The sequence below is a fragment of the Anaerolineales bacterium genome (assembly GCA_030583885.1).
Classification (GTDB): Bacteria; Chloroflexota; Anaerolineae; order Anaerolineales; family Villigracilaceae; genus Villigracilis.
Genome location: CP129480.1, coordinates 3957689 through 3979962, shown reverse-complemented (window position 1 = coordinate 3979962; position 22274 = coordinate 3957689). Strand labels below are relative to the sequence as shown.

22 protein-coding genes are annotated in these 22274 nt (G+C 55.4%); 11 read left to right on the top strand and 11 right to left on the bottom strand.

Annotation, left to right across the window (positions count from 1 at the left end; translation table 11 throughout):
• The first annotated feature begins 31 nt into the window (after window positions 1-31).
• Together QY332_19935 and QY332_19930 are read left to right on the top strand one after the other, a co-directional pair.
• On the top strand, window positions 32-829 hold the full coding sequence (locus QY332_19935) for an ABC-2 family transporter protein (GenBank protein WKZ35887.1): 798 nt from the start codon (window positions 32-34) through the stop codon (window positions 827-829).
• Between the two features lie 3 nt (window positions 830-832).
• Window positions 833-1618 carry an ABC-2 family transporter protein gene (locus QY332_19930; protein WKZ35886.1) on the top strand — a complete coding sequence of 262 codons (786 nt, stop codon included), beginning with the start codon at window positions 833-835 and terminating at the stop codon, window positions 1616-1618.
• A gap of 56 nt (window positions 1619-1674) precedes the next feature.
• Here QY332_19930 and QY332_19925 read toward each other — a convergent pair whose 3' ends face one another.
• Both QY332_19925 and QY332_19920 read right to left on the bottom strand, forming a co-directional pair.
• Complete coding sequence (locus QY332_19925; protein ID WKZ35885.1) at window positions 1675-2097, bottom strand: META domain-containing protein; 423 nt, start codon at window positions 2095-2097, stop codon at window positions 1675-1677.
• Between the two features lie 158 nt (window positions 2098-2255).
• Window positions 2256-3092: a TrmH family RNA methyltransferase gene (locus tag QY332_19920; protein ID WKZ35884.1), complete on the bottom strand. Its 837-nt coding sequence runs from the start codon at window positions 3090-3092 to the stop codon at window positions 2256-2258.
• A gap of 59 nt (window positions 3093-3151) precedes the next feature.
• On the opposite strand from QY332_19920, the gene QY332_19915 reads away from it, so the two are divergent.
• The 3 genes from QY332_19915 to QY332_19905 all read left to right on the top strand — a co-directional run bounded on the left by QY332_19915 (window position 3152) and on the right by QY332_19905 (window position 5969).
• Window positions 3152-3802: an RluA family pseudouridine synthase gene (locus tag QY332_19915; GenBank protein WKZ35883.1), complete on the top strand. Its 651-nt coding sequence runs from the start codon at window positions 3152-3154 to the stop codon at window positions 3800-3802.
• A gap of 42 nt (window positions 3803-3844) precedes the next feature.
• The gene (locus QY332_19910; protein ID WKZ35882.1) at window positions 3845-4522 is read left to right on the top strand and encodes a response regulator transcription factor; all 678 of its coding nucleotides are present in this window, start codon (window positions 3845-3847) and stop codon (window positions 4520-4522) included.
• Window positions 4523-4601: 79 nt separating this feature from the next.
• Window positions 4602-5969, top strand: coding sequence for a HAMP domain-containing sensor histidine kinase (locus tag QY332_19905; protein ID WKZ35881.1), 1368 nt, complete (start codon window positions 4602-4604; stop codon window positions 5967-5969).
• 17 nt (window positions 5970-5986) lie between these two features.
• On the opposite strand, the gene QY332_19900 is transcribed toward QY332_19905, so the two are convergent.
• Together QY332_19900 and QY332_19895 are read right to left on the bottom strand one after the other, a co-directional pair.
• Window positions 5987-6703: a transglycosylase SLT domain-containing protein gene (locus QY332_19900; protein ID WKZ35880.1), complete on the bottom strand. Its 717-nt coding sequence runs from the start codon at window positions 6701-6703 to the stop codon at window positions 5987-5989.
• Between the two features lie 97 nt (window positions 6704-6800).
• Window positions 6801-7613: a hypothetical protein gene (locus tag QY332_19895; protein ID WKZ35879.1), complete on the bottom strand. Its 813-nt coding sequence runs from the start codon at window positions 7611-7613 to the stop codon at window positions 6801-6803.
• A gap of 184 nt (window positions 7614-7797) precedes the next feature.
• Between QY332_19895 and QY332_19890 the strand changes: the two genes are divergently transcribed.
• Window positions 7798-9219: an FAD-binding oxidoreductase gene (locus QY332_19890; GenBank protein WKZ35878.1), complete on the top strand. Its 1422-nt coding sequence runs from the start codon at window positions 7798-7800 to the stop codon at window positions 9217-9219.
• Between the two features lie 127 nt (window positions 9220-9346).
• Here QY332_19890 and QY332_19885 read toward each other — a convergent pair whose 3' ends face one another.
• Together QY332_19885 and QY332_19880 are read right to left on the bottom strand one after the other, a co-directional pair.
• A complete protein-coding gene (locus QY332_19885; GenBank protein ID WKZ35877.1) occupies window positions 9347-10258 on the bottom strand; it encodes a VWA domain-containing protein in 912 nt (303 codons plus the stop codon).
• A 50-nt stretch (window positions 10259-10308) separates the two neighbouring features.
• A complete protein-coding gene (locus QY332_19880) occupies window positions 10309-11409 on the bottom strand; it encodes an ATP-binding protein (GenBank protein ID WKZ35876.1) in 1101 nt (366 codons plus the stop codon).
• A gap of 130 nt (window positions 11410-11539) precedes the next feature.
• Between QY332_19880 and QY332_19875 the strand changes: the two genes are divergently transcribed.
• From QY332_19875 to QY332_19865, 3 genes are read left to right on the top strand one after another with little or no spacing between them, the layout of a single operon-like run.
• Window positions 11540-12829 carry a S1 RNA-binding domain-containing protein gene (locus QY332_19875; GenBank protein WKZ35875.1) on the top strand — a complete coding sequence of 430 codons (1290 nt, stop codon included), beginning with the start codon at window positions 11540-11542 and terminating at the stop codon, window positions 12827-12829.
• Between the two features lie 41 nt (window positions 12830-12870).
• Window positions 12871-13959 carry a membrane dipeptidase gene (locus QY332_19870; GenBank protein ID WKZ35874.1) on the top strand — a complete coding sequence of 363 codons (1089 nt, stop codon included), beginning with the start codon at window positions 12871-12873 and terminating at the stop codon, window positions 13957-13959.
• A gap of 29 nt (window positions 13960-13988) precedes the next feature.
• Entirely contained in the window at window positions 13989-14471 is a 483-nt protein-coding gene (locus QY332_19865; protein WKZ35873.1) for a hypothetical protein, read from the top strand.
• 32 nt (window positions 14472-14503) lie between these two features.
• Here the strand turns inward: QY332_19865 and QY332_19860 are convergent, their stop codons facing one another.
• Both QY332_19860 and QY332_19855 read right to left on the bottom strand, forming a co-directional pair.
• Window positions 14504-15823 (bottom strand): DUF1015 domain-containing protein, encoded by a 1320-nt coding sequence (locus tag QY332_19860; GenBank protein WKZ35872.1) that lies wholly within the window; start codon window positions 15821-15823, stop codon window positions 14504-14506.
• A 42-nt stretch (window positions 15824-15865) separates the two neighbouring features.
• Entirely contained in the window at window positions 15866-16771 is a 906-nt protein-coding gene (locus QY332_19855; protein WKZ35871.1) for a hydroxyacid dehydrogenase, read from the bottom strand.
• A 331-nt stretch (window positions 16772-17102) separates the two neighbouring features.
• On the opposite strand from QY332_19855, the gene serC reads away from it, so the two are divergent.
• Window positions 17103-18194: a 3-phosphoserine/phosphohydroxythreonine transaminase gene (gene serC, locus QY332_19850; protein ID WKZ35870.1), complete on the top strand. Its 1092-nt coding sequence runs from the start codon at window positions 17103-17105 to the stop codon at window positions 18192-18194.
• Between the two features lie 73 nt (window positions 18195-18267).
• Here the strand turns inward: serC and QY332_19845 are convergent, their stop codons facing one another.
• From QY332_19845 to QY332_19835, 3 genes are all read right to left on the bottom strand, one after another.
• Complete coding sequence (locus tag QY332_19845) at window positions 18268-18888, bottom strand: alpha/beta hydrolase (GenBank protein ID WKZ35869.1); 621 nt, start codon at window positions 18886-18888, stop codon at window positions 18268-18270.
• Between the two features lie 14 nt (window positions 18889-18902).
• Window positions 18903-20381, bottom strand: coding sequence for an MDR family MFS transporter (locus QY332_19840; GenBank protein WKZ35868.1), 1479 nt, complete (start codon window positions 20379-20381; stop codon window positions 18903-18905).
• Window positions 20382-21102: 721 nt separating this feature from the next.
• A complete protein-coding gene (locus QY332_19835) occupies window positions 21103-21684 on the bottom strand; it encodes a hypothetical protein (GenBank protein ID WKZ35867.1) in 582 nt (193 codons plus the stop codon).
• 207 nt (window positions 21685-21891) lie between these two features.
• Here QY332_19835 and QY332_19830 point away from each other — a divergent pair, with 207 nt between their 5' ends.
• Window positions 21892-22269, top strand: coding sequence for a hypothetical protein (locus tag QY332_19830; GenBank protein WKZ35866.1), 378 nt, complete (start codon window positions 21892-21894; stop codon window positions 22267-22269).
• The last annotated feature ends 5 nt before the right edge of the window (window positions 22270-22274 follow it).

Sequence of the window (22274 nt, the reverse complement as noted above, 5' to 3'; positions counted from 1 at the left end):
AGCAATCTCCAAATGAGACTGGGAGACCTTTATGTTCCTTATCATTAAACGACTCTGGCATGTGAATTGGGCTGAGCAGTGGCAGTACCGCGCCAACCTCATCATGTATCTGCTGTACTGGCTGGTCTCGCCCATCATCTATCTGGCTGTGTGGACGAGCATTGCAAACGTCAAAGGCGAGGTCAACGGGTTTACCGCCAACGATTTCATCACCTATTACATGCTACTTTTGGTCGTGGACCAGATCACCAGCAACATTGTCATCCATACCTTTGGGTACAAGATCCAGGACGGCTCGCTTTCGGGTGAATTGATCAAGCCCATCCATCCCATGCTGACCAACGCGCTGGTCAATAATGTGGCGTTCAAAATGCTGACCATCATGGGCTTGGTTCCCATCTGGATCATCCTGTTCTTTCTTTACAAACCCGATTTTAGCAGTGCGTCGTTGGCCGGCATCCTGCTGGCCATTCCCGCCATGCTGCTGGCGTTCTTCATCGGGTACCTGCTTTCCGCCGCCATTACCGCGCTCGCTTTTTGGACGACGCGTGTATACTCGATCCACGAGTTTTACTTCGCGCTGATCCTGCTGTTCTCGGGGCAGTTCGTGCCGCTCACGCTCATGCCGCAGGTCATTCAGGATATCGCTCAATATCTCCCGTTCCAACTGCTCATCTATTATCCCATTCAGTTGATCCTCGGCAGGTTATCCATCGAACAGATCATCCACGGCTACGTGATGTCATTCGTCTGGCTGGGTATCGCGCTGCTCTTCTTCAATTGGGTCTGGCGCAATGGCGTGAAGCGCTATTCCGCGGTGGGAGCGTAATCCATGCATACACTAAAACTGCTATCCGCGTTCTTCAAGGTCAATGTGCAAATGGCGCTTGCTTATCGCGCCGATACGGTCGTCAACATCCTGCTCAACCTGATGTGGCTCGGCTGGGAATTGCTCAGCCTGAGCATCATCTTCAGCAATACCGAAACCCTCGGCGGCTGGGGCATCGGCGAACTGATCGCCCTGCTGGGCGTCTTCCGCCTCGTCAACACATTGATGATCGCGCTCGTCTGGCCCAACACCGAAAAATTCAACCAATCCATCCGTGACGGCTCGATGGACTACACCATCCTCCAGCCTGTCAACAGCATGTTCCTCGTCACCTTCTCGCGCATCACAGTCTGGCGGATCTGGGACCTGGTGCTCGCCGTGATCTTGATCGTGGTCGGTATTCACATGGCGGGCGACGTGACCTCCCCGATTCAAATCCTGACCTTTGTTCTGCTCGCCATCACAGGCACGATCATCATCTACAGCCTTTGGATCGTCCTCATTGCGCTCACTTTCTGGTTCACAAAGTTCGACAACAACGTCACCATCCTCCAGGCGTTGATGGATGCGGGGCGTTATCCCGTCACGGTGTATCCCGTCTGGCTGAGAGTGATCGTGACCTTCATCATCCCCATCGCCGTGGCGACGACCATTCCGCTCCAGGCTTTGCGCGGCGAATTGCTCTCAGGGCAGGTTTTTATGTACATCGCCATCAGCATTGCCAGTTTTTGGGTGGCTTCCATCGTCTGGAAGGCGGGGCTGAAACGATACAGCGGAGCTAGCAGTTAAAAAAAACAAAATCCAGAGACATCGTTCTCTGGTTTTTGTTTTCAGTGAAATTCAAGTTACTTGCGGGCAAGCACAACAACCGAGGCGCCGTCTGCCGAGGTGAGCGTCAAAGTGTCGCCGTCGAGTTGGAATGTGACGGGATTCCCGGACAGCGCACCGATCACAGCGCTTTCCTGGTCGGCAACGGCTTCGCAGTACATCATGGTGGAAACGATCGCGTCGAAGGTAACTTCATCGCTGCTGACTTTGTAGTCCGCGCCGAAGCCATTGCAACCTACATTTCCGCCGAATTGACCGTCTTCGCCGAAGGAAATGTTGGTCTCCACTTCGGTGAGGGCGGGGGTTAGACTGGCTGGGTTGCCGTAGGAAACCAGTTCCCATTCGCCGACAATGGATGCGGGACTTGTGCCTCCGCCAGTGCAGGCGGCTAGTAATGCCCCGACAAGGGTTACAACGAAAAGCAGGGTGGTTTTCTTCATATTTTCTCCGTATCGATGTTTACTATTAAAACGAAAATCCTGAGCATTTGTTCCCTGTTCTTATTATTACAGGGCAAAGTCTTTGTGAGAAAACTCCCGCGCCGGGGATGTATGCCCAGATATGGGTACGGCGCAGGGAGCAATCTTGCGCTATGAGGTTATGCAGTACTCCCATCTTGATTGAAACCAATGCGGCAGTAAAGCGTGATCCCCGCCGATGCCGAGACATTAAGCGACTCAACCTTGTTGCTGATGGGGATGCGTGCCTTCAATGTGGCGGCATTCTCGACTTCGGGTGAGCATCCCTCCTTTTCACTGCCGAAGACGATCAGCAGGCGTTCGGGAATGGATGCGATGTCTGACACGGTCTTTTCCGCATCCATGGCGGTGACGAGCAGGGTTTCGTTGTTCGTTTTGCAGTATTCCAAAAAGTCACTGGTCGAGGCTGTGATCATCGGCAGGGAGAAGAGGTAGCCTCTGCTGGCGCGGATCAGGCGGCGGTCGTACAGGTCGATCGGGTCCATGTTGAGCAAAAGGATGCCGCCCACGCCCAGCGCAAGCGATGTGCGCGTGATATTGCCGATGTTGCCTGAAATGCCCAGGTCTTCCAACACAACCACGTCTCTTTTGATGGTTTTCAACGCAGCCAGGCCGACTGGTATCGGTGTTTTTGCAATGGCGAAGGTTCGCGAGATCTTGTCGTTCTCGAAGAGTTTTTTGGTGGTGCGTTTCGCCACCTCATGGACGGTTGCATCTGCGGGTAATCTTTTCCTCAATTCATCCGAGATGACTTCCTCCCCCGCAAAGTACACAGATTCCACTTTCAGGCCCGCTCCGAGCGCCTGGAGGATGTTGTCTTCGTCGTCGATAAGGATCCTGCCCAACTCCTGCCTGCCAGTGCGGGAGAGCAGTTTGCGGATCGGCCCTGCCAGCGGGTGATTCAGCGAGTCGATCAGGTTGGGGTGGCTGGGTTCATTTGTGGGCTGCTGGTTCATGGAAAACATCATACGCCGGTTGGTGATTGGATGTCAAGCTGCTGGTGTACAATGGATGTATGGAAGTTGTTTTTTCGGATGATGCCATCCTTGTCGTCAACAAACCTGCGGGGCTTTCTGTGCTGCCGGAAGGCTGGGACAAGGATGCGTCTCACCTTGTAAAGATACTGGAGGAGCAATATGGAAAGCTCTGGGTTGTACATCGCATCGACAAGACCACGAGCGGGGTTCTGGTCTTTGCATTGACGGCGGATGCACATCGTTCGCTGAATATTCAATTCGAGAAGCATCAGGTGGAGAAGAAATATCACGCCATTATGACCGGTATCCCGAAATGGGATGAGAAAGTGACCAAATTCCCGTTGCGGGTGAACGTGGGGCATAAACATCGCACGATGGTGGACAACAGGAATGGAGTCCGCTCGGAGACGAGATTCAAGATTCTGGAACGCTATCAAGCCGCAGCGTTGGTGGAGGCGATGCCCATGACCGGCAGGACGCATCAGATTCGAGTCCATGCCTATGCGTTGGGGCATCCACTTGTGGGGGATGTCCTGTACAGCGCGCCCGAAACGGATGTGATCTCACGTCCTGCCTTGCACGCCTATTCGCTGGCGTTCACGCATCCTGTGGCGGGCAGGCTGATGCTCTTTCAGGCAGACTATCCTGGTGATTTTCAAAAGGCTGTGAACTCAATAAGAGGCAAATAAGTAAATGGAATTTATGGTATATTTTTGGCAAGGAGCAATGCCATGAACGAGCGAATCCTGATTATCGAAGACGACCAGGCGATCCTGAAACTATTGCAGCGCGGGCTGGCTTATGAAGGCTACACGGTGGATACCGCCACGGATGGGCGCATGGGGTTGATCGCAGCGCGCGACCATACACCTGACCTTGTTGTACTGGATTGGATGTTGCCGGGCATGGATGGCCTGGAAGTCTGCCATCGTTTGCGTCAGGGCGGTTCGATCCCGATATTGATGTTGACCGCGAAGGATACCGTGCAGGATCGCATTCAGGGGCTGGATGCCGGTGCGGATGATTACATGGTCAAGCCGTTTAATCTGGATGAGCTGCTCGCGCGTGTGCGCGCCTTGCTGCGCCGCACCCAACCCGAGCGCATTCCTGTTTTAAAATTCGCGGACCTTTCACTCGATACCGGGTCGCGCCAGGCGGCGCGCGCGAGTCGGGTTGTAGCCTTGACCGCAAAAGAGTATGAATTGCTTGAGTTGTTCCTGCGCCATCCCAAGCAGGTCTTGACGCGTGAAGTCATCTTTGACCGTGTTTGGGGGTATGACTTTGGCGGCGAGAGCAATGTGCTGGAAGTGTACATCCGCTATTTGCGCCAAAAGCTGGAAGCGGAAAATGAGCCGCGCCTGATCCATACGGTGCGCGGGGTTGGGTATGTTCTGCGTGAAAATCCATAGCTGAGAGCGGCAGTTGTTGAACTGCCGCTTTTCTTTTGACTCTCAGGTTGTCTTAAACTCATCCCATTAAACTGCTGTCATGTCCCTGCGCCTGCGCCTGACCCTGCTGTACTCAACGTTCATGGGCGGAATTTTGTTGATCTTTGGCGCGGCAGCCTATGTTCTCGTCAATGTCATTTTGCTCAACCAGGTGGATACCATGCTGGCTGGCGTGGCGCGTGAGATCATGCTGGTTGCCAGGGTCAACACGGTGGGCGAGGTCAGCCTGCTCAGCATGCCTCCGCTGGACATGACCTCCAATGCCTATGTACAGGTTTGGGCAAAGGATGGAACCCTGATTACAGCCTCTCCCAGCATTGGGACATTAAACCAGCCCCTCGATCCCATCGGACTGCGATCTGGCCTGACCATCTATGAAGACTCCTACCTGGACGGAGCGCATCTGCGGGTGTTGAGCGTTCCTCTGATGTCGGGTCAACGGGTCATTGGTACGCTGCAGGTCGGTGCGAGTTTAAGCGTTGTGGATGCGACGCGCAGTAACCTGCTTTCCACCATGGCGGTCATTGCGGTGGTGGCGGTTTTTCTGGCGGCGCTTGGTTCCTGGGCGGTGCTGGGGCGCGCGCTTTCACCCCTCGAGTCCATCACCGAAACGGTGGATCAGATCAACCGTGCTGATGATCTCTCCCGCCGCATCCCATACCGGGAACAGGTGGAGGATGAGATCGGCGACCTGGTGGTTTCGTTCAATCAAACGCTGGAACGCCTGGAATCCCTATTCACTTCCCAACAGCGCTTTCTCGCGGATGTCAGCCACGAATTGCGCACGCCGTTGACCGTCATCAAGGGCAATGTGGATTTGATCCGCCGTATGAAAAAAGCGGATGAGGAATCATTGAACAGCATTGACCAGGAGGCGGGCAGGCTCACACGCCTGGTGGGCGGCTTGCTTATGCTCGCGCAGGCTGAGTCAGGCAAGCTTACCCTCAACTTTGCGCGGGTTGAATTGGACCTTTTATTGACTGAGGTTTTTACTGAAATGCGCGTTCTGGCTGGCAGCAAGGTGCATGTCCATCTCAATGAGATCGACCAGGTGATGGTCAATGGAGACCGTGACCGTTTGAAACAGGTTTTATATAACCTGATCGCGAACGCCATTCAATACACGCCGCCGGACGGGGATGTGTTCCTCAGCCTGTCAAAACTGGGTGATCAGGCGCGCCTCATTGTGCGGGACACGGGGCCGGGCATCCCTGCCGAAGACCTGCCTCACATCTTCGACCGTTTCTACCGCGCGGAAAAAGCACGCACACGCTCAAAGACCAGCGGCTTTGGGCTGGGACTGTCCATTGCGCACTGGATCATCGAACACCATGGCGGACAGATCAAGGTTGAGTCAAAAAATGGGAGAGGTACGACGTTTGTAATTTGGTTGAATGTATTGACGTGAGCCGCTGACGGATTTTTTTACGGCAAGCCCAATCTTTTACTGGCTTCCTTGCATAAACTCACCCCGTATCTAGAATACCAATCATTTAATGCGTTACTTGATTCAAGTCCGCTGGTGGCATCGTTGTAAATTGGCGCGCCAAATTGCACGTATCTCTTCGTTTGGGCAGACCACGTCGATTCGCCGCGCTGAATGATGCTGATGCCGCCGTTATAACCCGCCATTGCAAGGCGGGCATTGCCGTTTGCGGCTTCGAGCGAGCGGACGAGATAGGCCAGACCGCGGGCGGCGTTGGTGTCGGGGTTGTAGGGGTTGTCAGTTGTGCTAAAGTGATATGGCATGACCTGGAACAGTCCCATGGCGCCGGCGCTGGAGATGGCGCGCGGGTTGCCGCAGGATTCGATCTGCATGATGGTGGCGACCAGGTTCGGGTTAAGATTCGAAGTGGCCGCCCATCCGGAGATGGAATCCGCCCAATAGAGCACCTCCACTCTAAAGATGGAGGAAATGCCGGCTGGGATGGGATCGGGCGGAGAATCCATCAGGATCGGTGAATCCAGAGCTGGTGGATTGGCTGGAAGGGGTGTTGTTTTCCAGGCGAAGGATGCCAGCAGGGCGCTGATAAAAATGACGGCCAGCGGGACGAGGGCAAAACCGGACAAACAGCCGCTTCCTTCGTCGTGCAAGGTTGCGGCTGTTTGCCGATATGTTTTTGTGGAGCGAGCGCGGGGCATGTGTATATTCTCTTTCCGGGTCTGGGGGACCCGGGCTCGAAATGAGTTTTTGGTTGTTCAGTGTAGTGTAACGGACCACCCTAACGCGAAGCGATTGCTATGCGTCGTAGCGGCGGTCTCCGTTTTCTGAACTGCGTGCTTCGTAAGAGACGGGGTGATAGGTTGGCTCAGGTGCGATGAATGAAGATTGCGATGAAACCGGCTTGGGTGCAGGCTGGAAGGATGAAGTATTAACCGGGCGGTTGATCTGTGAAGCAGGCCGCAGGATAGGCTCGTTGACGGGCTTGTTCACAGCGCGATGAGCCTGGGTCTGATAGGATGTGCGCGGTTGGGGGGTGCTGTTATACGGACGTTGATACTGGTTTTGAGGGGCATTTGCAGTGGTGAAGATGCGGTCACCGGCGAGGGATATCGTGCCAATGATGAGCACACGTATCAGCCAAACCATGCACGCCACAAAGATCGGCACACTCTGGTTGAGCGTTTGTGAACTTATGGATGCCGTGGCTTGCAGACCGCCATTATTGGCAATCGCAACGGACACGCTCCACCAGACCAGCATGGCGTTAAAACCTGCGGCGAGCAGCCATGCCCCAAAGAGATAGTAGACCTCGGCGGGTTCGTCGCGCCCCTGTTCGGGGGTGAAGATACGCGCGATGCCGGCAAAGTCTATGCCGCAGAATGCAATGGCGAGGATGCTTGCCCAGCGGAAGCCTGCAAACTCCAGGTTGCCGAGCATATCCAGCAGGGCGTGTCGTGTGGCGCTGAAGTTAAAGATCTCGAATGCCAGCAGGGCGGCGATGATCATCATGCCCCAGGCGGCACCGCGATTGAACTGGCGGTTGTGGACGATGCTGTTCCACAGGTTTCTTAAGCCGGTTCCCAGCGGATTACGACGGTATGTGTTCATTTCGACCTCCTTGTCGAATGATATAGAACTTGTGTTCTAAATGTATGCAGTATTTTAGAATATTTGTTCTAAAATGTCAAGAGGGGAATTTGACACTTTCTTCCATCCCCCGTTACACTTGCAGAAAATCAATGACCTTGCGCCCCTCTGCCTTCCGGGCAGGATGGGGAAAATCGGAGCTCCCATGTTTTTCTCGAACACGCCGCGCCCTGAAAGCCTTAAAGCGGTCGCGGATGTGAATTTGATCCCCTTCTGGCTGGATAACCCCGACAAGCCGGAAAACGCCCCGTCTCTGACAGCTAAAATCCAAACCGACCTTGCCGTCATCGGCGGGGGCTTTACCGGTCTGTGGACGGCTTTGCAGGCCAAGCAAGCCGACCCGGACCGTGATGTCGTCCTGCTCGAAGCGGGGGAAGTGGCGATCGGTGCGAGCGGACGCAACGGCGGGTTCTGTGCCGCATCGCTGACGCATTCTTTTCAGAACGGCAGGAATCGCTGGGAAAAGGAACTTGCCAAACTGATTCAACTCGGCGACCAAAATCTCGACGGTATCGAAGCGACCATCAAAGAGTTCAACATCGAGTGCGATTTCATCCGTTCGGGCGAGATCAATATCGCCAACGAGGAATATCAGATTGAAGAACTGCGCGAGGAAGCCGAAGAGTCCGCGCAGTACGGGTTGCAGATTCGATTTCTCGAACAGAGTGAGGCTCGCAAGCGCATCCATTCCCCTTCATTTCTCGCCGCCATTCATGACCCGTCCATTGCGATGATCGATCCCGCCAAACTTGCGTGGGGTTTGAGGCGGGCATGCCTGAGCCTTGGAGTCCGCTTGTATGAGAGCACGCAGGTTAGGGCGTTGGAAGAGAAGCGTGTCGCGAAGCACGTCCTCCTTAAAACCCCGCGTGGCGAAGTCGAAGCCAAACGGGTTGCGCTTGCAACCAATGCCTTCCCGCCTTTGCTTAAACGGCTATCGTTTTATGTCGTGCCTGTTTACGATTATGTGCTGATGACCGAGCCGCTTTCAAAGTCGCAGCGCGACTCCATCGGCTGGCACGGGCGCGAAGGGCTGAGCGACAACGGCAATCAATTCCATTATTCGCAGATGACGGCGGATGGGCGCATTCTGTGGGGCGGATACGACGCCATCTACTATCGGAATAACGGTGTCGCACCGCACCTCGAAAACCGCCCCGCCTCCTTCGGACTTTTGGCGGAGCACTTCTTCCAGACCTTTCCCCAGCTCGAAGGACTCCGTTTCACGCACGCCTGGGGCGGCGTGATCGATACCTGTTCGCGTTACACAGCCTTTTGGGGCAAAACGTACGGCGGTAACGTTGCGTATGCAATGGGTTACACAGGGTTGGGTGTGGGCGCATCCCGCTTTGGCGCACAAGTGATGCTTGATTTGCTTGATGATAAAAAGACCGAACGCACTGACTTGCAAATGGTGAAAACCAAACCGTTTCTCTTTCCGCCCGAACCCTTCCGTTCGCCAATTATCAACTTCACGCGCTGGTCGCTCGATCAGGCCGACAAAAACGGCGGGCGCAGAAATCTCTGGTTGAAAACTCTGGATGCCTTGGGGCTGGGGTTTGATTCGTAAAAAATATCATTGCGAGCGGCCGTTGGTTGAGTAGGACGAAGTCCGTATCGAAATCAGGCGGCGAAGCAATCCCAACAATAGGATGAGATTGCTGTGGGGCTGGCGCCCCTCGCAATGACATGGTATTTTATTTCTTCGCCGGCTTGGACATCTCATCCACCACCGCATTGTACAAACTTTCCGCCTTCAATTCACTGAGCGAATAGCACGGCGCTTCGAGATGATCCGCCAGTTGCTGGGCGAGACCCTGGTCGAAGGCGGCGTGCTCCATGTTGATGACCACGGAACGCGTCTTTTCGTTCGCGATGAGTTCCGCAAATTTGAAGGATTCCTCCTGCGGCGGCAGGGTGCCAATGGATACATTCCCCGCCCCGTCGGTCAACACGATCAGAAGCGGTTCCACGTCCGGATGGATGTGTTTCTCATGGGTCAGCACATCATGTGCCATGAACAACCCCGCGGAGAGCGGCGTCTTGCCGCCGACGGGGATGTCCATCAAGGCGCGCTGCGCAAGTTGGATGGAATTGGTTGGGGACAAGACCAATGTGGCGCGGTCCTTCTGAAAGACGATGAGCCCGACGCGGTCGCGGCGTTGATAGGCGTCCGTCAGCAGCGAAAGGATCGCGCCCTTCGTGGCATTCATGCGTTCGGCAACCGCCATGGACCACGAAGCATCCACAAGGAAAAGGACAAGGTTTGCCACGCGCTTTATGCGGACCTTGCGTTGTAAATCACCTTTCTTGATCGAAAAGGCTAATTTTTTTCTTTCTTCGGTTCGTTGTTTTTGGAAAGGGGCCGCCGCGCGAAAGGTGGCATCGAAGGCGATGTCTGTGAGGTTTTCGCCCGCGGGGCGCGCTTTGATATAGCGGCCATGCTTGCGCTCGGTTTTGGTCAGTGACCGCCTGCCGGCCTTTTTTCTGGTCAATTTATCGAGCGGGGTATTCAATCTGCGCGGCTGGAAGGTCTCGCCTGCCTTCACTTTTTGTCCGCCGTCCCACCAATTCGCATTGGAACTCGCAAAGACTTCCTGCTGCTGCATGGGCTCGGGATTGCCCTGCTGCGGACCTTCCTCCTGCTCATCTTCGAGTTTTAAGTTTTTTTTTCCTCGGTTTCGCCGTCCTGTTCGCTTTCGGATTCATCATCCGCTTCGCTTGGCATGGACTGACCGGCCAGCTGCTCGATGCGTTCCTGCAATTGTTCGGTGGTCATTTCAGCCTGCTGGAAGGGTGTGCGTTTGATACGGTGTGGCAGCGCCAGTTCGGCGGCGAGAGCGATGTCGTGATCATTGATCTTCGTCCTGCCTTCAAAGGCGGCTTCGGCGCGCGCGGCTTTGAGGATGACGAGGTCGGCGCGGTGGCCGTCCACATTGAGCGAAGCGGTCAATGCGGCGATGGAGAGCAGGTCGCGGCTGGTGTAGGTGACCTGTTCCACGAGTTCACGCGCGCGGGCGATCTTCTTCGAGAGTTCTTCTTCCTTGGGAAGCCAGTGCTTGCGGAAGGCTTCCGCATCCTTTTCAAAGGCGATATTGCGTTCCATGATGGTCATGCGTTCGCGTGCGTCGCGGATGCCGACAATGTCCATCGAGAGGGCGAAGCGGTCCAGCAATTGAGGGCGCAGATCTCCCTCTTCAGGATTCATCGTCCCGACAAGAATGAAGCGCGCCGGATGGGCAAAGGAAATGCCCTCGCGTTCGACCGTGTTTACGCCCATGGCGGCTGAGTCGAGCAGGATGTCCACCACATGGTCGTCGAGCAGGTTGACTTCGTCGATGTAAAGCAGGCCGCGGTTGGCGGAAGCGAGCACGCCCGGCTCGAAATGGCGTTCGCCCTTTTGAATGGCTTTTTCGATATCCAGCGTGCCGACCACGCGGTCTTCGGTGGCGGAGACGGGCAGGTTGATAAAGGGTGTGGTGCGCTCGGCAGTGGGAAGTTTTTTATTGGACGAGGCGCGTTCCTTGCATTCAGTACACCAGGTGGCGGGCTTGTCGGGATCACACCCGAAGCGGCACTCCTGCACGATCTGCACTTTGGGAAGCAACGCGGCTAATGCTCTTGCCGCAGTGGATTTGGCTGTGCCGCGTTCGCCGCGGATCAGTACGCCGCCTATGCGGGTATCAACGGCATTCAGAATAAGAGCGCGTTTCATGCGCTCCTGTCCAACGATGGCAGTGAAGGGAAAAATGGCGGGCATTGATTTACTCCAGCCCGTGATTATAACGCGTGTTTCATCTTAAATCAAAATGCGATATGGCAGGGTTGCCAACTTGACCATTCACTTGTATAATCCAGCTTACATTTCAGTTAATTGGAGTTCACGAGTGATGGATCAAAATGAAGCCCTGAGCGGGGCAGCAGGCGCGCAGGGAGACCAGAATCATCAAACCATGGAGTCACTGCTTGAATCAGAATCCTTAAGTGTTGAATTGCCCCAGACGGGCGAAATCCGCAAGGGTACGATTGCGAGCATTGGCTCTAATCAGATTCTGATCAGCATCGGTGCAAAGTCGGAAGGTGTGGTTGCGGGACGCGAGTTGGAACAACTCACCGAGGAGGAGCGCGCCGAACTTACAGTGGGACAGGAAGTTAATGTTTTTGTGGTTCACCCCGAAGACCAGAATGGCAATGTTGTCCTGTCCTTTAAACGCGCCCAGGAGCAGATGTCCTGGGAAAATGTTGAGAAGATGATCGCCGATGAGACCGTGATCGATACCAAGATCATCGGTTTCAACAAGGGCGGTTTGATCGTTGCCGTCGGCAATTTGCGCGGCTTTGTTCCCTCCTCGCAGATCAGCGCCACGCGCCGTACACAATCCTCGGGCGATACGCCTGAACAACGCTGGCAGAAAATGGTCGGACAGCCGATCTCCGTGCGCATCATCGAGGTGGACCGCGAACGCCGCCGCCTGATCCTTTCTGAACGCGCCGCCAGCAGCGAATCGCGCGCTTCGATGAAAGACCGCGTCATCGGTGAATTGGAAGAGGGCCAGACCTACACCGGGCGCGTCACCAGCCTCGCCGACTTTGGCGCATTCGTCAACGTCAATGGCGCGGACGGTCTCGTGCATCTCTCCGAGCTTTCATGGGACCGCCTCGCGCATCCCAGGGAAATCCTGGAAGTGGGGCAGGATGTGCAGGTCAAGGTGATCAACATTGACCGTGAGAAGAAGCGCATCGGTCTCTCGATCCGTGCGTTGCAGGATGACCCGTGGAAGGACCGCGTGGAAAAATTCAGCGTCGGGCAGCTTGTGGAGGGTGTCATCACCCGCCTGACCAAATTCGGCGCATTTGCCCGTCTCGAAGGCGATATCGAAGGTCTCATCCACATCTCCGAGTTAAGCGAGAACCGCGTCGAACATCCCAAGGAAGTCCTCAAGGAGGGTGACGTCAAAACCCTGCGCGTCATCCGCATCGATACGGACCAGCACCGCATCGGCTTGAGCCTTCGCAAAGTGGACTCGGCCGCCTTTGCCGACAAGGACTTCAAAATGCTCACGCAGGAACTGAACGAGCAGGACGAGAAAGCCCAGCCTGAGGCAGGCCAGGCCGCGGAAAGCCGGCCGGCAGAAAGTCAAGCCGAAGAAAGCCCGGACAACGAAGAAAACAAGGAATAAAACAGAGCGCACCGCAAGGTGCGCTTTTCATAATCCATCCCATGCATCCCATCCTTGTTGACGCCCACGCAGACATTGCCTATAACATGCTGCGGTTCGAACGCGATTATACGCGTCCCGCCGCGGAAACGCGCCGCCTCGAAGCAGGCACGCAAACCGTGCTGGATAACGAAGATACCCTGCTCGGCTGGGATGATTACCAGCGCGGGCGTGTCGCAGTTGTTTTTTCCACGCTCTTTGCAACCCCGCTTCGTTTTCGCAAATCTCAAAACGAAAAATTGGTCTATAAAAATTTTGACGAAGCGCATGACCTGTATCGCGAACAACTGCTGGCGTATCACCGCATGACCGATTCCACTCCACATAAATTCCGCCTCGTCGCCTCCTCCTCCGACCTGAACCTGATTTTGAACCATTGGCAGACTCCCGGCGAAAGCGGACATCCCGTCGGCATGGTCGTCCTCATGGAAGGCGCGGAGGGTGTGCGTCATCCGTCCGAATTGGGGGAGTGGTACGAACTGGGCGTGCGGCTGATCGGTCCCGCCTGGGTGGGGACTCGCTACTGCGGCGGCTGGCGTGAACCCGGTCCGCTCACCGGGGATGGACGCGAATTGCTGGCCGCCATGGCCGATACCAATTTCATCCTCGATCTCAGCCACATGGACGAACGCGCCGCGGTCGAAGCGCTGGATATCTACGAAGGTCCCATCGTTGCCACGCACGCCAATTGCGCGGCGCTCCTACCCAATTCGAACAGCAACCGTCATTTATCAGACCGCATCCTCGAAGGCATCATCGGGCGTGACGGTGCCGTGGGGGTTGTCCCGTTCAACACCTATCTCAAAGTCGGCTGGCTGTCGGGAAAAAATCCCCGCACAGAAGTTCCGCTGGAGTACGTCGCCAATCATATTGACCACATCTGCCAGCTGGCCGGGGATTCGCTGCATGCCGGCATCGGCACGGATTTCGACGGCGGGTTTGGCGTGCAATCCGTGCCGCCCGAGATCGATACGATTGCCGATCTGCAAAATCTGGTATCCTTGTTGCAGGCGCGCGGCTATTCAAAAACGGATATTGAAAACATCTTTAGCGCCAACTGGCTGTCGCGCCTGAAAAAAAAACTGCCTTAAAATCTCGTCGACCTTTTTGGAAAAAACGAATGACCAACAAAAAGCCTCGCCCCGCATCCGCCCCTGTTGAAACCACCTCTCGCGTGGATGATGCGATGACGCCCCGCATCCGTGTCAGCATGGCGGTCACTCTTTTCGGATTGTTCATTTTCACTGTCGGCGCCAAACCCGATCTCTTCGGCTGGGACCGCAGTCCGGTGGTGGGCTTCGTGCAGATCGCGGTCTTTCTCCTTGGGCTTGCCTTTATCTGCCTCGGCGGATATATCGGCTTGCTCACCTTATGGTGGGGACTTGAACGTACGATCACATCGGACATTGGTTCGAGGCTGGTCAGTACCGGTTATGTCTTCGCCGTCTTCGCCGGCCTGGCGGATATCTTTGGGATGGGTTCACACTCCTTTCCACAGGTCCCGTATTTCGGACCGTGGCAGGCAACGGGGGTATTGATCGGTCAGGGCATCATTGCTCTGGGCTTTCTGTTCATGGTCCCATTCCACGCCCCACGCAAATAAAAAAGGGTCGCTCGCGAGGAGCGACCCTTTTTCTATGAGATCTTTCTCCCTTCCATGTAAAACCGCTTCTCATGCGCTTCGCCCAGCGAGAACGTCTTGCGCGGCAGCGCCCCGTCAAGTATCACTGTCTTGAACAGTTCATCCTTGTGCATGCCGGCCAGATAAAAGCCCGCATTGCCGTTCTGCAAAGCCAGCCGTTCCACTACGTCCTCGCCATGCACGTAATCGATCTTCTCCGCGCCGCCGTCTTTCAGGAAGCCGTCGAGGAAGGGTTGGATCGTGCCGACCGCCAGATTGGATGATGGATTCGCGATCTCGACCACGCCGAACTGCTTCCCGCCTCCTACCAGACCGATAGCCTGCTGCTTCTGACCATCGGCATTATCCACCCGCTGGATCATATCCGCTCCGCTGGCGGCAGGGGTGTAACTGAAATTCCTGCCAAAGAACGCCTGCATCCCGGCGAAGATATCCTTCTTTAAGCCGAACAGCACGCGGTGAATTGGCTCGAATTCCAACGCTTCATCGTGGACATTCTCGATCTCCACCAGCGCATAGCGCGAGGGATGATCCGGGCCGACCTGGGATTTGTTCTTCTCCCAAATGGCTTTGGCGGTGGCAAGCGAATGATTGCCGTCGCCCATTGCGAAGAGCAATACGGGCTCATCCTTGCTGACATCATATTTCGCAGCGAAGGTTTCGGGGTTGGCAAGTCCGCGCAGGGCTTCGACGATTCCATGCTCAAATTCGGCATTCACCGCGTACCCAGCCAAGTGACCGCTGTCCAGCATCAGGTCAAAATCGTACAACTTCTCGAAATTTTGTTTTGCCGTCGTCAACGGTTCGATGACGGTGTGGTTCGGGTCGTCGATCAACACCAATATGTGGGGAAATTCCAGCGCCGCACCTTCGCGGATCTTGATGCGGGGAGGCAGGCGGTCCACGATCGTCCCTTCGGTGGCGCGGATCAGGCTGGAGGAGCCTTTGTTGTAGTCATAACGTTCAAGGTCGAGGCAGAGCATCACGCCATTGCGCGTTTTTCCATTGATCGTGCGTTCCACATAGACAAATCCATCGTGCGGTTGAAGGATGCCCTCCTCCAGGTAGCTGCGCATCGCCAGTTGGATGCTTTGAATACGTGCCTCCTCGCCTGGTTTTTCCAGATGCACTTCGGGGAAGGTCAGGTTCAGGGTCGAAGGCGCATCCCCCACGATCTTCTCCACGTCATGCCAGTACTCCGGCTCGGATGTGAACTGGTCACACGCGATGACCGCCCATTTCTTCAGGTCAACACCTGCCTTGGGTAAATACACCTGCGGAATTTGAATACCGATATCGCTGATGATCTTCATAATAAAGTCTCTTCTCCGGTAGGGACACAGCGGCGCTGTGCCCTACTTGCCGTTCTTCGAGAACGCGATCAACTTCTCCGCCACTTCCGCGCCGACGCGGGCCTGGGCTTCCCTGGTGGCTGCGCCGATGTGCGGGGAGGCAATGACGTTATCCAGCCTGGCGAGTTTCCAGTCGGTGGGCGGCTCCTCGGCGAAGACATCCAGCGCCGCGCCGGCGACCTTGCCGCTGGTCAGTGCTTCGTAGAGGGCGTTCTCATCGATGATGCCGCCGCGCGCGCAGTTGACGATGCGGACGCCGTCCTTCATTTTAGCGAATTGTTCTTTACCGATCATGCCCGTGGACTCCTTGGTCTTGGGCAGGTGCAGGCTGATGTAATCGGACTGGGCGAGTAGTTTATCCAACGCCACCAGTTTGATGCCGTCGGCCTCATTGACGTACGGATCGTAGGCAAGCACAGTCATGCCCATGGCGATGGCGCGTTTGGCGGTTTCCCTGCCGATGTTGCCGATGCCGATCAAGCCCAGCGTCTTGCTGCCGATTTCGTCGCCGGTGAAGGCTTTCTTTTCCCATTTTTCAGCTTTCATGGTTTCTGATGCTTTGTAGAGCGAGCGCGCCAGCATGAGCATGTAGCCGATGGCCAGTTCCGCCACGGATGCGGAGTTGGCCAGCGGGGTGTTCATGACCGCAATGCCTTTTGATTTGGCGTATTCGTGGTCGATGGTGTCGAGTCCCGCGCCGCCGCGCACGATGACCTTGAGGTTGGGGCAGGCGTCGATCAGGTCTTTGCGGACATTGGTACGCGAACGCACGACCATGCCGTCGTAGGCGGGGAGGGTGGTCATCAGGTCTTCGGGGGTGATGTCATCGCGGACATCCACGCTGAGACCCGCAGCGCGCATCCGTTCGATATATTCCTTTTCGGTCTTGTCGCAGATCAGTACTTTCATTGAGTTTCTCCTTAAATTGGGGCTGAAATTAATAACAGGAACCCAACCGACGAATCGGCTGAATTCCTGTTTGTGAAGGCAGTTTCAAACACTGGGTCATTCTAACAATGGCAAAAACCTTTGTCAACGATAAGAATCAGGATGGAAACGTGTCATTTGTTCTTGTGAATTTGTCAGACAAATTATATAATACCCAAGCTGGGTATATAATGATTTGGATCGCATTGTCTGATTTGGAATACAATGCAGCCGTGTAGACAACTGTCGTTCGAAGCAGAATCAATTTCAAGTCTCGAAATGAGGCGTAGTTAATCCAAAAATAGGAGTCCCAATGTCTGATGTAAAGCGTGTCTATAATTTCAATCCCGGTCCCGGTGTTTTGCCGTTGGAAGTGTTGCAGGAAGCCCAGGCGGAGTTGCTCGATTTTAAGGGGACGGGCATGTCGGTGATGGAGATCAGCCACCGCTCGAAGGAGTTCGAGACGGTCATCCAGACTGCAGAAGCGGATCTGCGCGAACTGCTCGGCATTCCCGCCAACTATAAGGTGATGTTTTTGCAGGGCGGCGCGACGCTGCAATTTGCGATGCTGCCGATGAACCTGCGCACGGCGGGTGCTTCCGCCGATTACATTGTGACGGGTTCGTGGAGCAAGACGGCGGTGAAGGAAGCCAGGAAACTCGGCGCGGTGCATGTCGCCGCCACCACCGAAGCGGACGGATTCAACGGTTTCCCCGCCTCGCTCGACCTCAAGCCTGATGCCGCGTACTTGCATTTCACGTCCAACGAGACGATTCACGGCGTGGAATATTTCACGGAGCCGACGCCTCCCGCCGGCGTGCCGCTGGTCTGTGACATGTCATCCGATTTCATCAGCCGCCCGATCGATGTTTCCAAGTATGCGTTGATCTACGCAGGCGCGCAGAAGAACGCGGGTCCATCGGGGACGACGGTGGTCATCATCCGCGACGATATGCTGGAGCGCGTGCCCGAGAACCTGCCCGTGATGCTGGATTACAAGACTCTTGCCGCGAGCGGTTCGCTGCATAATACGCCGCCTTCGTTCGCCATCTACATGGTGGGACTGGTCTTCAAGTGGGCGAAGAAGCAAGGCGGTCTCGCCGCCGTTGAGAAGACCAACCGCACCAAGGCGGACCTGGTCTACAAAGCCATTGACGGGAGCGGCGGTTTCTACCGCGGGCATGCCAGGCCCGCAGCGCGTTCGTTGATGAACATCCCCTTCCGTTTGCCGAGCGAGGAGTTGGAAGATGCCTTCGCGAAGCAGGCCAAGAGCGCGGGGCTGATCGGCCTTAAGGGACATCGCTCCGTGGGCGGGATGCGCGCTTCGATCTACAATGCCATGACGGTGGAAGGCACGCAGGCGCTGGTGAAATTCATGAAGGAATTTCAGAAGAAGAACGGGTGAGGGTAGTTTGATGGTTGAATAGTTGATGAGTCAAGTAGTGAAGACCTCCGAATTCAAAATCGGAGGTCTTTATTTATTCTTCATGAAATTGAGCGGGACCTGCAAGCCTCACAATATCTTCGGCAACCATCTTTGAGTTCATGATAAAGGTATGGATCGCAGGGACGGTTTGCACGGGAACACTTGGTAAAAGAGTCTCTTTGACTGCCAGCAGGCCATCATTCGGCTCCTCCCCAAACGGTGAGTAACGCCCGCGCGGACCTGAGATCCCGGCGTATATCTTGGTTGGCACGTCCGGCAACGGTAATGTGTCCATGAATTGTTTGTCGGCAAGGACCTGTCCGATTTCGCCGATCAACAATTTAACCATGCGACGGTGGACAAAGGTACGCGCCGCCTTGCAGACTTGCGCCGGGGGAGCCAGGAAGAAGCAGGCTACCGGTTTGTGAGACAGCCGGGGTACTACGGCGCGTGTCAGCACCGTTCCAAGGGAATGACCGACAATAATAAAGTCGTTTGTTTTGACGCGTTTCTCGATGAAATTTTCGAACCTTTGGACGCAGGTATCCCAGCGTTCAAAGGTGACCGAGTAGCCGAAGAGGTGGGTTCGAATATTCGAGGCGCGCAGCCGTACCGCCAAAATCGACATGGCCAGCGGAGTTCTTCCCATTCCGTGAATAAGGATCGCATCCATATAAAAAGGCGGGTTTAATCCGCGCTGACGGGGGCTGCGGCAGGTTTATCCTTCAGCTCGATGCGCGGGGTGAAGAAGACCGTGACGAACGCCAGCACGGCGGAGATCAACGCGATCACGAACACGAGATGGATGGCGTTCGCCAGCGCGAGGCGCAGGCCTTCGTCGAGGACGGTTTGGATGCCGAACGAAGGTTCGAGGAGTTGCGAGACCAGTTCCGGGTTAAGTCCCGAGGCGTTCAGGTTCGAGGCGAGGCGCATGGTCAAGGCCGCGCCCATCACACTGACTCCGATCGTTCCGCCGATGGAACGGCTGAATTGCATCGTGGAGGTGGCGGTGCCGAGCAGACGCCGCTCCACGGTCGTCTGCACAGCGATCAGGAACGGGGGAATGGAAAAGCCCATGCCGATGCCCATCAATGCAACGAAGACCATCAGCAGGGTGTAACTCGTATGCGCGCCGACCTGCGACATGAGAAATGCGCCGATCACCAACAGGGACGTGCCGACGATGGTCAGCCTGCGATAGCCGACCTTCAATAAAATGCGCGCGCCGATGATGCTCGCCAGCACCCAGCCCATCAACAGCGGCGTGATGGTGATGCCGGCCTGCGTCGCGCTCGTGCCAAGCACCGATTGAACGAACAATGGGATGAACGAAATACTGCCGAACAGCGCCCAGCCCGAAAACACGCCGTGCAGGATGGCGGTCGAGAACAGGCGGTCGCGGCGGAAGAGCGCGATCGGCAGGATCGGGTCGGCTGCGCGGCTTTCCACCCAGGTCAAGGCGGCGAACAAAATGATGGAAACGCCGATCAGGATCAGGCTGGCGGATGAGCCGAACTCCACGCCGGTGAGACCGAGTAACAGCGCGACGACGGATGCGGAGAGCAGCGCCGCCCCGGCATAATCCACCACGGCTCTGCCCTGACGTTGGATCTGGTCTTTCCACCCAAAACCGACCAGCCCCGCGGCGATCAAGCCCGGCACGATGTTGACGTAGAACACCCAGTGCCATGAGAGGTTGTCCACGATAAAACCGCCAAGCAGTGGACCCGCCACGGACGAAACGCCCCACACGCCGGAGAACAATCCCTGCATGCGGGCGCGTTGTTCAAGCGAGAACATCTCGCCAATCAGAATGAACGCCAGCGGCATGATGCCGCCTGCGCCGAGTCCCTGCAGGGCGCGGGCGAGGACGAGCTGCGTCATCGTACCGGCCTGCCCGCACAGGATGGAGCCGGCGAGGAAAAGCACCATCGCAACGAGATATAACTTCCGCCGCCCGTAGACATCGGACAGTTTGCCGTACAGCGGAACGGTGGTGGTCGAAGCCAGCATATACGCGGAGAAGACCCAGGCATACTGTTCCAATCCCCCCAGTTGACCGACGATGGTCGGCATGGCGGTGGCAACGACGGTCGCTTCCATCGAAGCGAGGAACAGGCTGAGCATGATGCCGATGGTGACGAGGATGATGCGGTTGCGTGACATGCGGTCAATCATACACCCGAAATAAAAAGGCCCCCGAAGCGGGGTCTTTTGTGCGGGCAGGCCTGGAGGGGAAACCTTCCAAATGTATCCCTGAAAATATCATGACATGTTTCCAAAGATGTCATGATATTTTTCAAAAGATGTCATGATATGTTTACAAGCCCACTCTTTTGCGTGTAGGCAAACGAATGTGCCTGCAAAGCGAACCCCAATTAAGCCAACAAACCTGCGTGTTAAGCCAACAAACATTGAAATTAAGCCAACAAACTTACGAGTTAAGCCAGGAAACGTTTGCGCGCAGCCGCCCAGCCGTCCGCTCTGCGAGACAGCGTGCATTATCCTGCCGTCTCGCACCGTCGTGCTCGCGGCACGAACGGTGGCGCCCGTCCAGGACGCCTTGGTGGGAGGAACTGCGCTCTGCCTCAATCATTAGCGCCTTAATCAAATCCGAAAACGACTGTAGACTGAGTCCTTCATACAGCAGGCGGTTCCAGAGCCCTTCCTGAACTTCACCTGGGTAAGGATTGGAATCAACAACAATTCTTGTTTCTTTCCCATGTCCTTCAAAATGGAGGGGGACGCCTTTGCTGCGACAAAAAGTTTCAACACAATCAAAATTTACGAAGGACATGACCGCGATACGGCCGAAGAGCATGTCAAGTATATCGCGCGCAGATAGGTGCATCGCAGTGATGGGCACCTATGGAAGCACCAGCGGTGTTCAGATTCTATTCTTCCCCATTGTCGAGCCTGTCTTGTCCAATTTTTTAATCTGTATTTGATGACTCGCCCATAAACCGACATTGGCGGAAAAACTGATTGTAAACCAGGCAATAAATCCCATCCAGAATTCAATGCGTAGAATCCCAGCTTGTTTTGCGCTTTGTTGGGCATAGATATACACAGCCGCGGAAATGGTGATAATGAGCGTGAAAAGTGTTGTCGCTACATGAGCCAGTTTATCTCGATATTGGGCGGAAAAACGTTCCCAAGCCCTTTCACTTTCTGCGGTTTTTGCTTTTGGATCGGAACGAAGAAACGCCCCCATTTTTTTAATGCTCAAATCCTCTGCGCGAATATATAGATCGTAGCCTAATGCCACCCAGGGGATGAGGTATAAAAGCCAGTGAAAATCCACCATGCCAATCTTTAAAGCGCCCAAACCAAAAAGCCCTGTAATGAAGGCGAATTTGCTGGAAGTATATGCGGCGCGTGTTCCTTGCGCCTTTGTTTTTTCATCATGTAATGCCTTGAGAAATTCCAAATGCAATTCTTGCTGAAAACTTTTGTCTTTTGCGCCCATTGCTTGTTCCCTTGGCTGAATGACCAATCATAAGGAGCTGCCAACCAGGCTTTATGCAACACGCTGTATAAAGCCCCGGTACCCATGTACCCGAATTATACCCTTCCACACCAATGAAACTGTACTCTACCTCTCACGGACGCCCTATTTCTTTTGTGGGTACAGCGTGCCCGCAGGGTAAAATACCCTTAAGGGTATAATCCCCGCATGGATTTTTTCTTCCCCGAAGACAATCTAACCCGCGCGGTGCCGGAAGAGACCCGAATCACCTCGCTCAGCGCCGTTCCTTACCCCGATGGCTATCGGGTGCGCGTCAATATCGAAGTCACCCCCTTTCAGAAACGCCCCTACATCGAGGTCGCCCTCCACGATGCGGACGGGGGGGAGGTCGCCTCCACGAACATCGTCGAACCGCTCAGCTGGAAACTCGAATTCACCCTGCACATCCGCGGCGACCTGCGCAATCCCTACACGTTGAATGCGCGCCTGTATTATCCCGAGGACGGACCTTCGGATGAGCCGCGTCAGTTCTCCTTTGATGTGGAACCCGCGCCTGCAGACTCCCCCGCACCTGATCCCAATTAATTGAC

Excerpts from the sequence above, each read along its gene's own strand:
- QY332_19935 (WKZ35887.1), top strand. The coding sequence starts at position 32 with ATGTTCCTTATCATTAAACGACTCTGGCATGTGAATTGGGCTGAGCAG.
- QY332_19930 (WKZ35886.1), top strand. The coding sequence starts at position 833 with ATGCATACACTAAAACTGCTATCCGCGTTCTTCAAGGTCAATGTGCAA.
- QY332_19925 (WKZ35885.1), bottom strand. The coding sequence starts at position 2,097 with ATGAAGAAAACCACCCTGCTTTTCGTTGTAACCCTTGTCGGGGCATTA.
- QY332_19920 (WKZ35884.1), bottom strand. The coding sequence starts at position 3,092 with ATGAACCAGCAGCCCACAAATGAACCCAGCCACCCCAACCTGATCGAC.
- QY332_19915 (WKZ35883.1), top strand. The coding sequence starts at position 3,152 with ATGGAAGTTGTTTTTTCGGATGATGCCATCCTTGTCGTCAACAAACCT.
- QY332_19910 (WKZ35882.1), top strand. The coding sequence starts at position 3,845 with ATGAACGAGCGAATCCTGATTATCGAAGACGACCAGGCGATCCTGAAA.
- QY332_19905 (WKZ35881.1), top strand. The coding sequence starts at position 4,602 with ATGTCCCTGCGCCTGCGCCTGACCCTGCTGTACTCAACGTTCATGGGC.
- QY332_19900 (WKZ35880.1), bottom strand. The coding sequence starts at position 6,703 with ATGCCCCGCGCTCGCTCCACAAAAACATATCGGCAAACAGCCGCAACC.
- QY332_19895 (WKZ35879.1), bottom strand. The coding sequence starts at position 7,613 with ATGAACACATACCGTCGTAATCCGCTGGGAACCGGCTTAAGAAACCTG.
- QY332_19890 (WKZ35878.1), top strand. The coding sequence starts at position 7,798 with ATGTTTTTCTCGAACACGCCGCGCCCTGAAAGCCTTAAAGCGGTCGCG.
- QY332_19885 (WKZ35877.1), bottom strand. The coding sequence starts at position 10,258 with ATGCAGCAGCAGGAAGTCTTTGCGAGTTCCAATGCGAATTGGTGGGAC.
- QY332_19880 (WKZ35876.1), bottom strand. The coding sequence starts at position 11,409 with ATGCCCGCCATTTTTCCCTTCACTGCCATCGTTGGACAGGAGCGCATG.
- QY332_19875 (WKZ35875.1), top strand. The coding sequence starts at position 11,540 with ATGGATCAAAATGAAGCCCTGAGCGGGGCAGCAGGCGCGCAGGGAGAC.
- QY332_19870 (WKZ35874.1), top strand. The coding sequence starts at position 12,871 with ATGCATCCCATCCTTGTTGACGCCCACGCAGACATTGCCTATAACATG.
- QY332_19865 (WKZ35873.1), top strand. The coding sequence starts at position 13,989 with ATGACCAACAAAAAGCCTCGCCCCGCATCCGCCCCTGTTGAAACCACC.
- QY332_19860 (WKZ35872.1), bottom strand. The coding sequence starts at position 15,823 with ATGAAGATCATCAGCGATATCGGTATTCAAATTCCGCAGGTGTATTTA.
- QY332_19855 (WKZ35871.1), bottom strand. The coding sequence starts at position 16,771 with ATGAAAGTACTGATCTGCGACAAGACCGAAAAGGAATATATCGAACGG.
- serC (WKZ35870.1), top strand. The coding sequence starts at position 17,103 with ATGTCTGATGTAAAGCGTGTCTATAATTTCAATCCCGGTCCCGGTGTT.
- QY332_19845 (WKZ35869.1), bottom strand. The coding sequence starts at position 18,888 with ATGGATGCGATCCTTATTCACGGAATGGGAAGAACTCCGCTGGCCATG.
- QY332_19840 (WKZ35868.1), bottom strand. The coding sequence starts at position 20,381 with ATGTCACGCAACCGCATCATCCTCGTCACCATCGGCATCATGCTCAGC.
- QY332_19835 (WKZ35867.1), bottom strand. The coding sequence starts at position 21,684 with ATGGGCGCAAAAGACAAAAGTTTTCAGCAAGAATTGCATTTGGAATTT.
- QY332_19830 (WKZ35866.1), top strand. The coding sequence starts at position 21,892 with ATGGATTTTTTCTTCCCCGAAGACAATCTAACCCGCGCGGTGCCGGAA.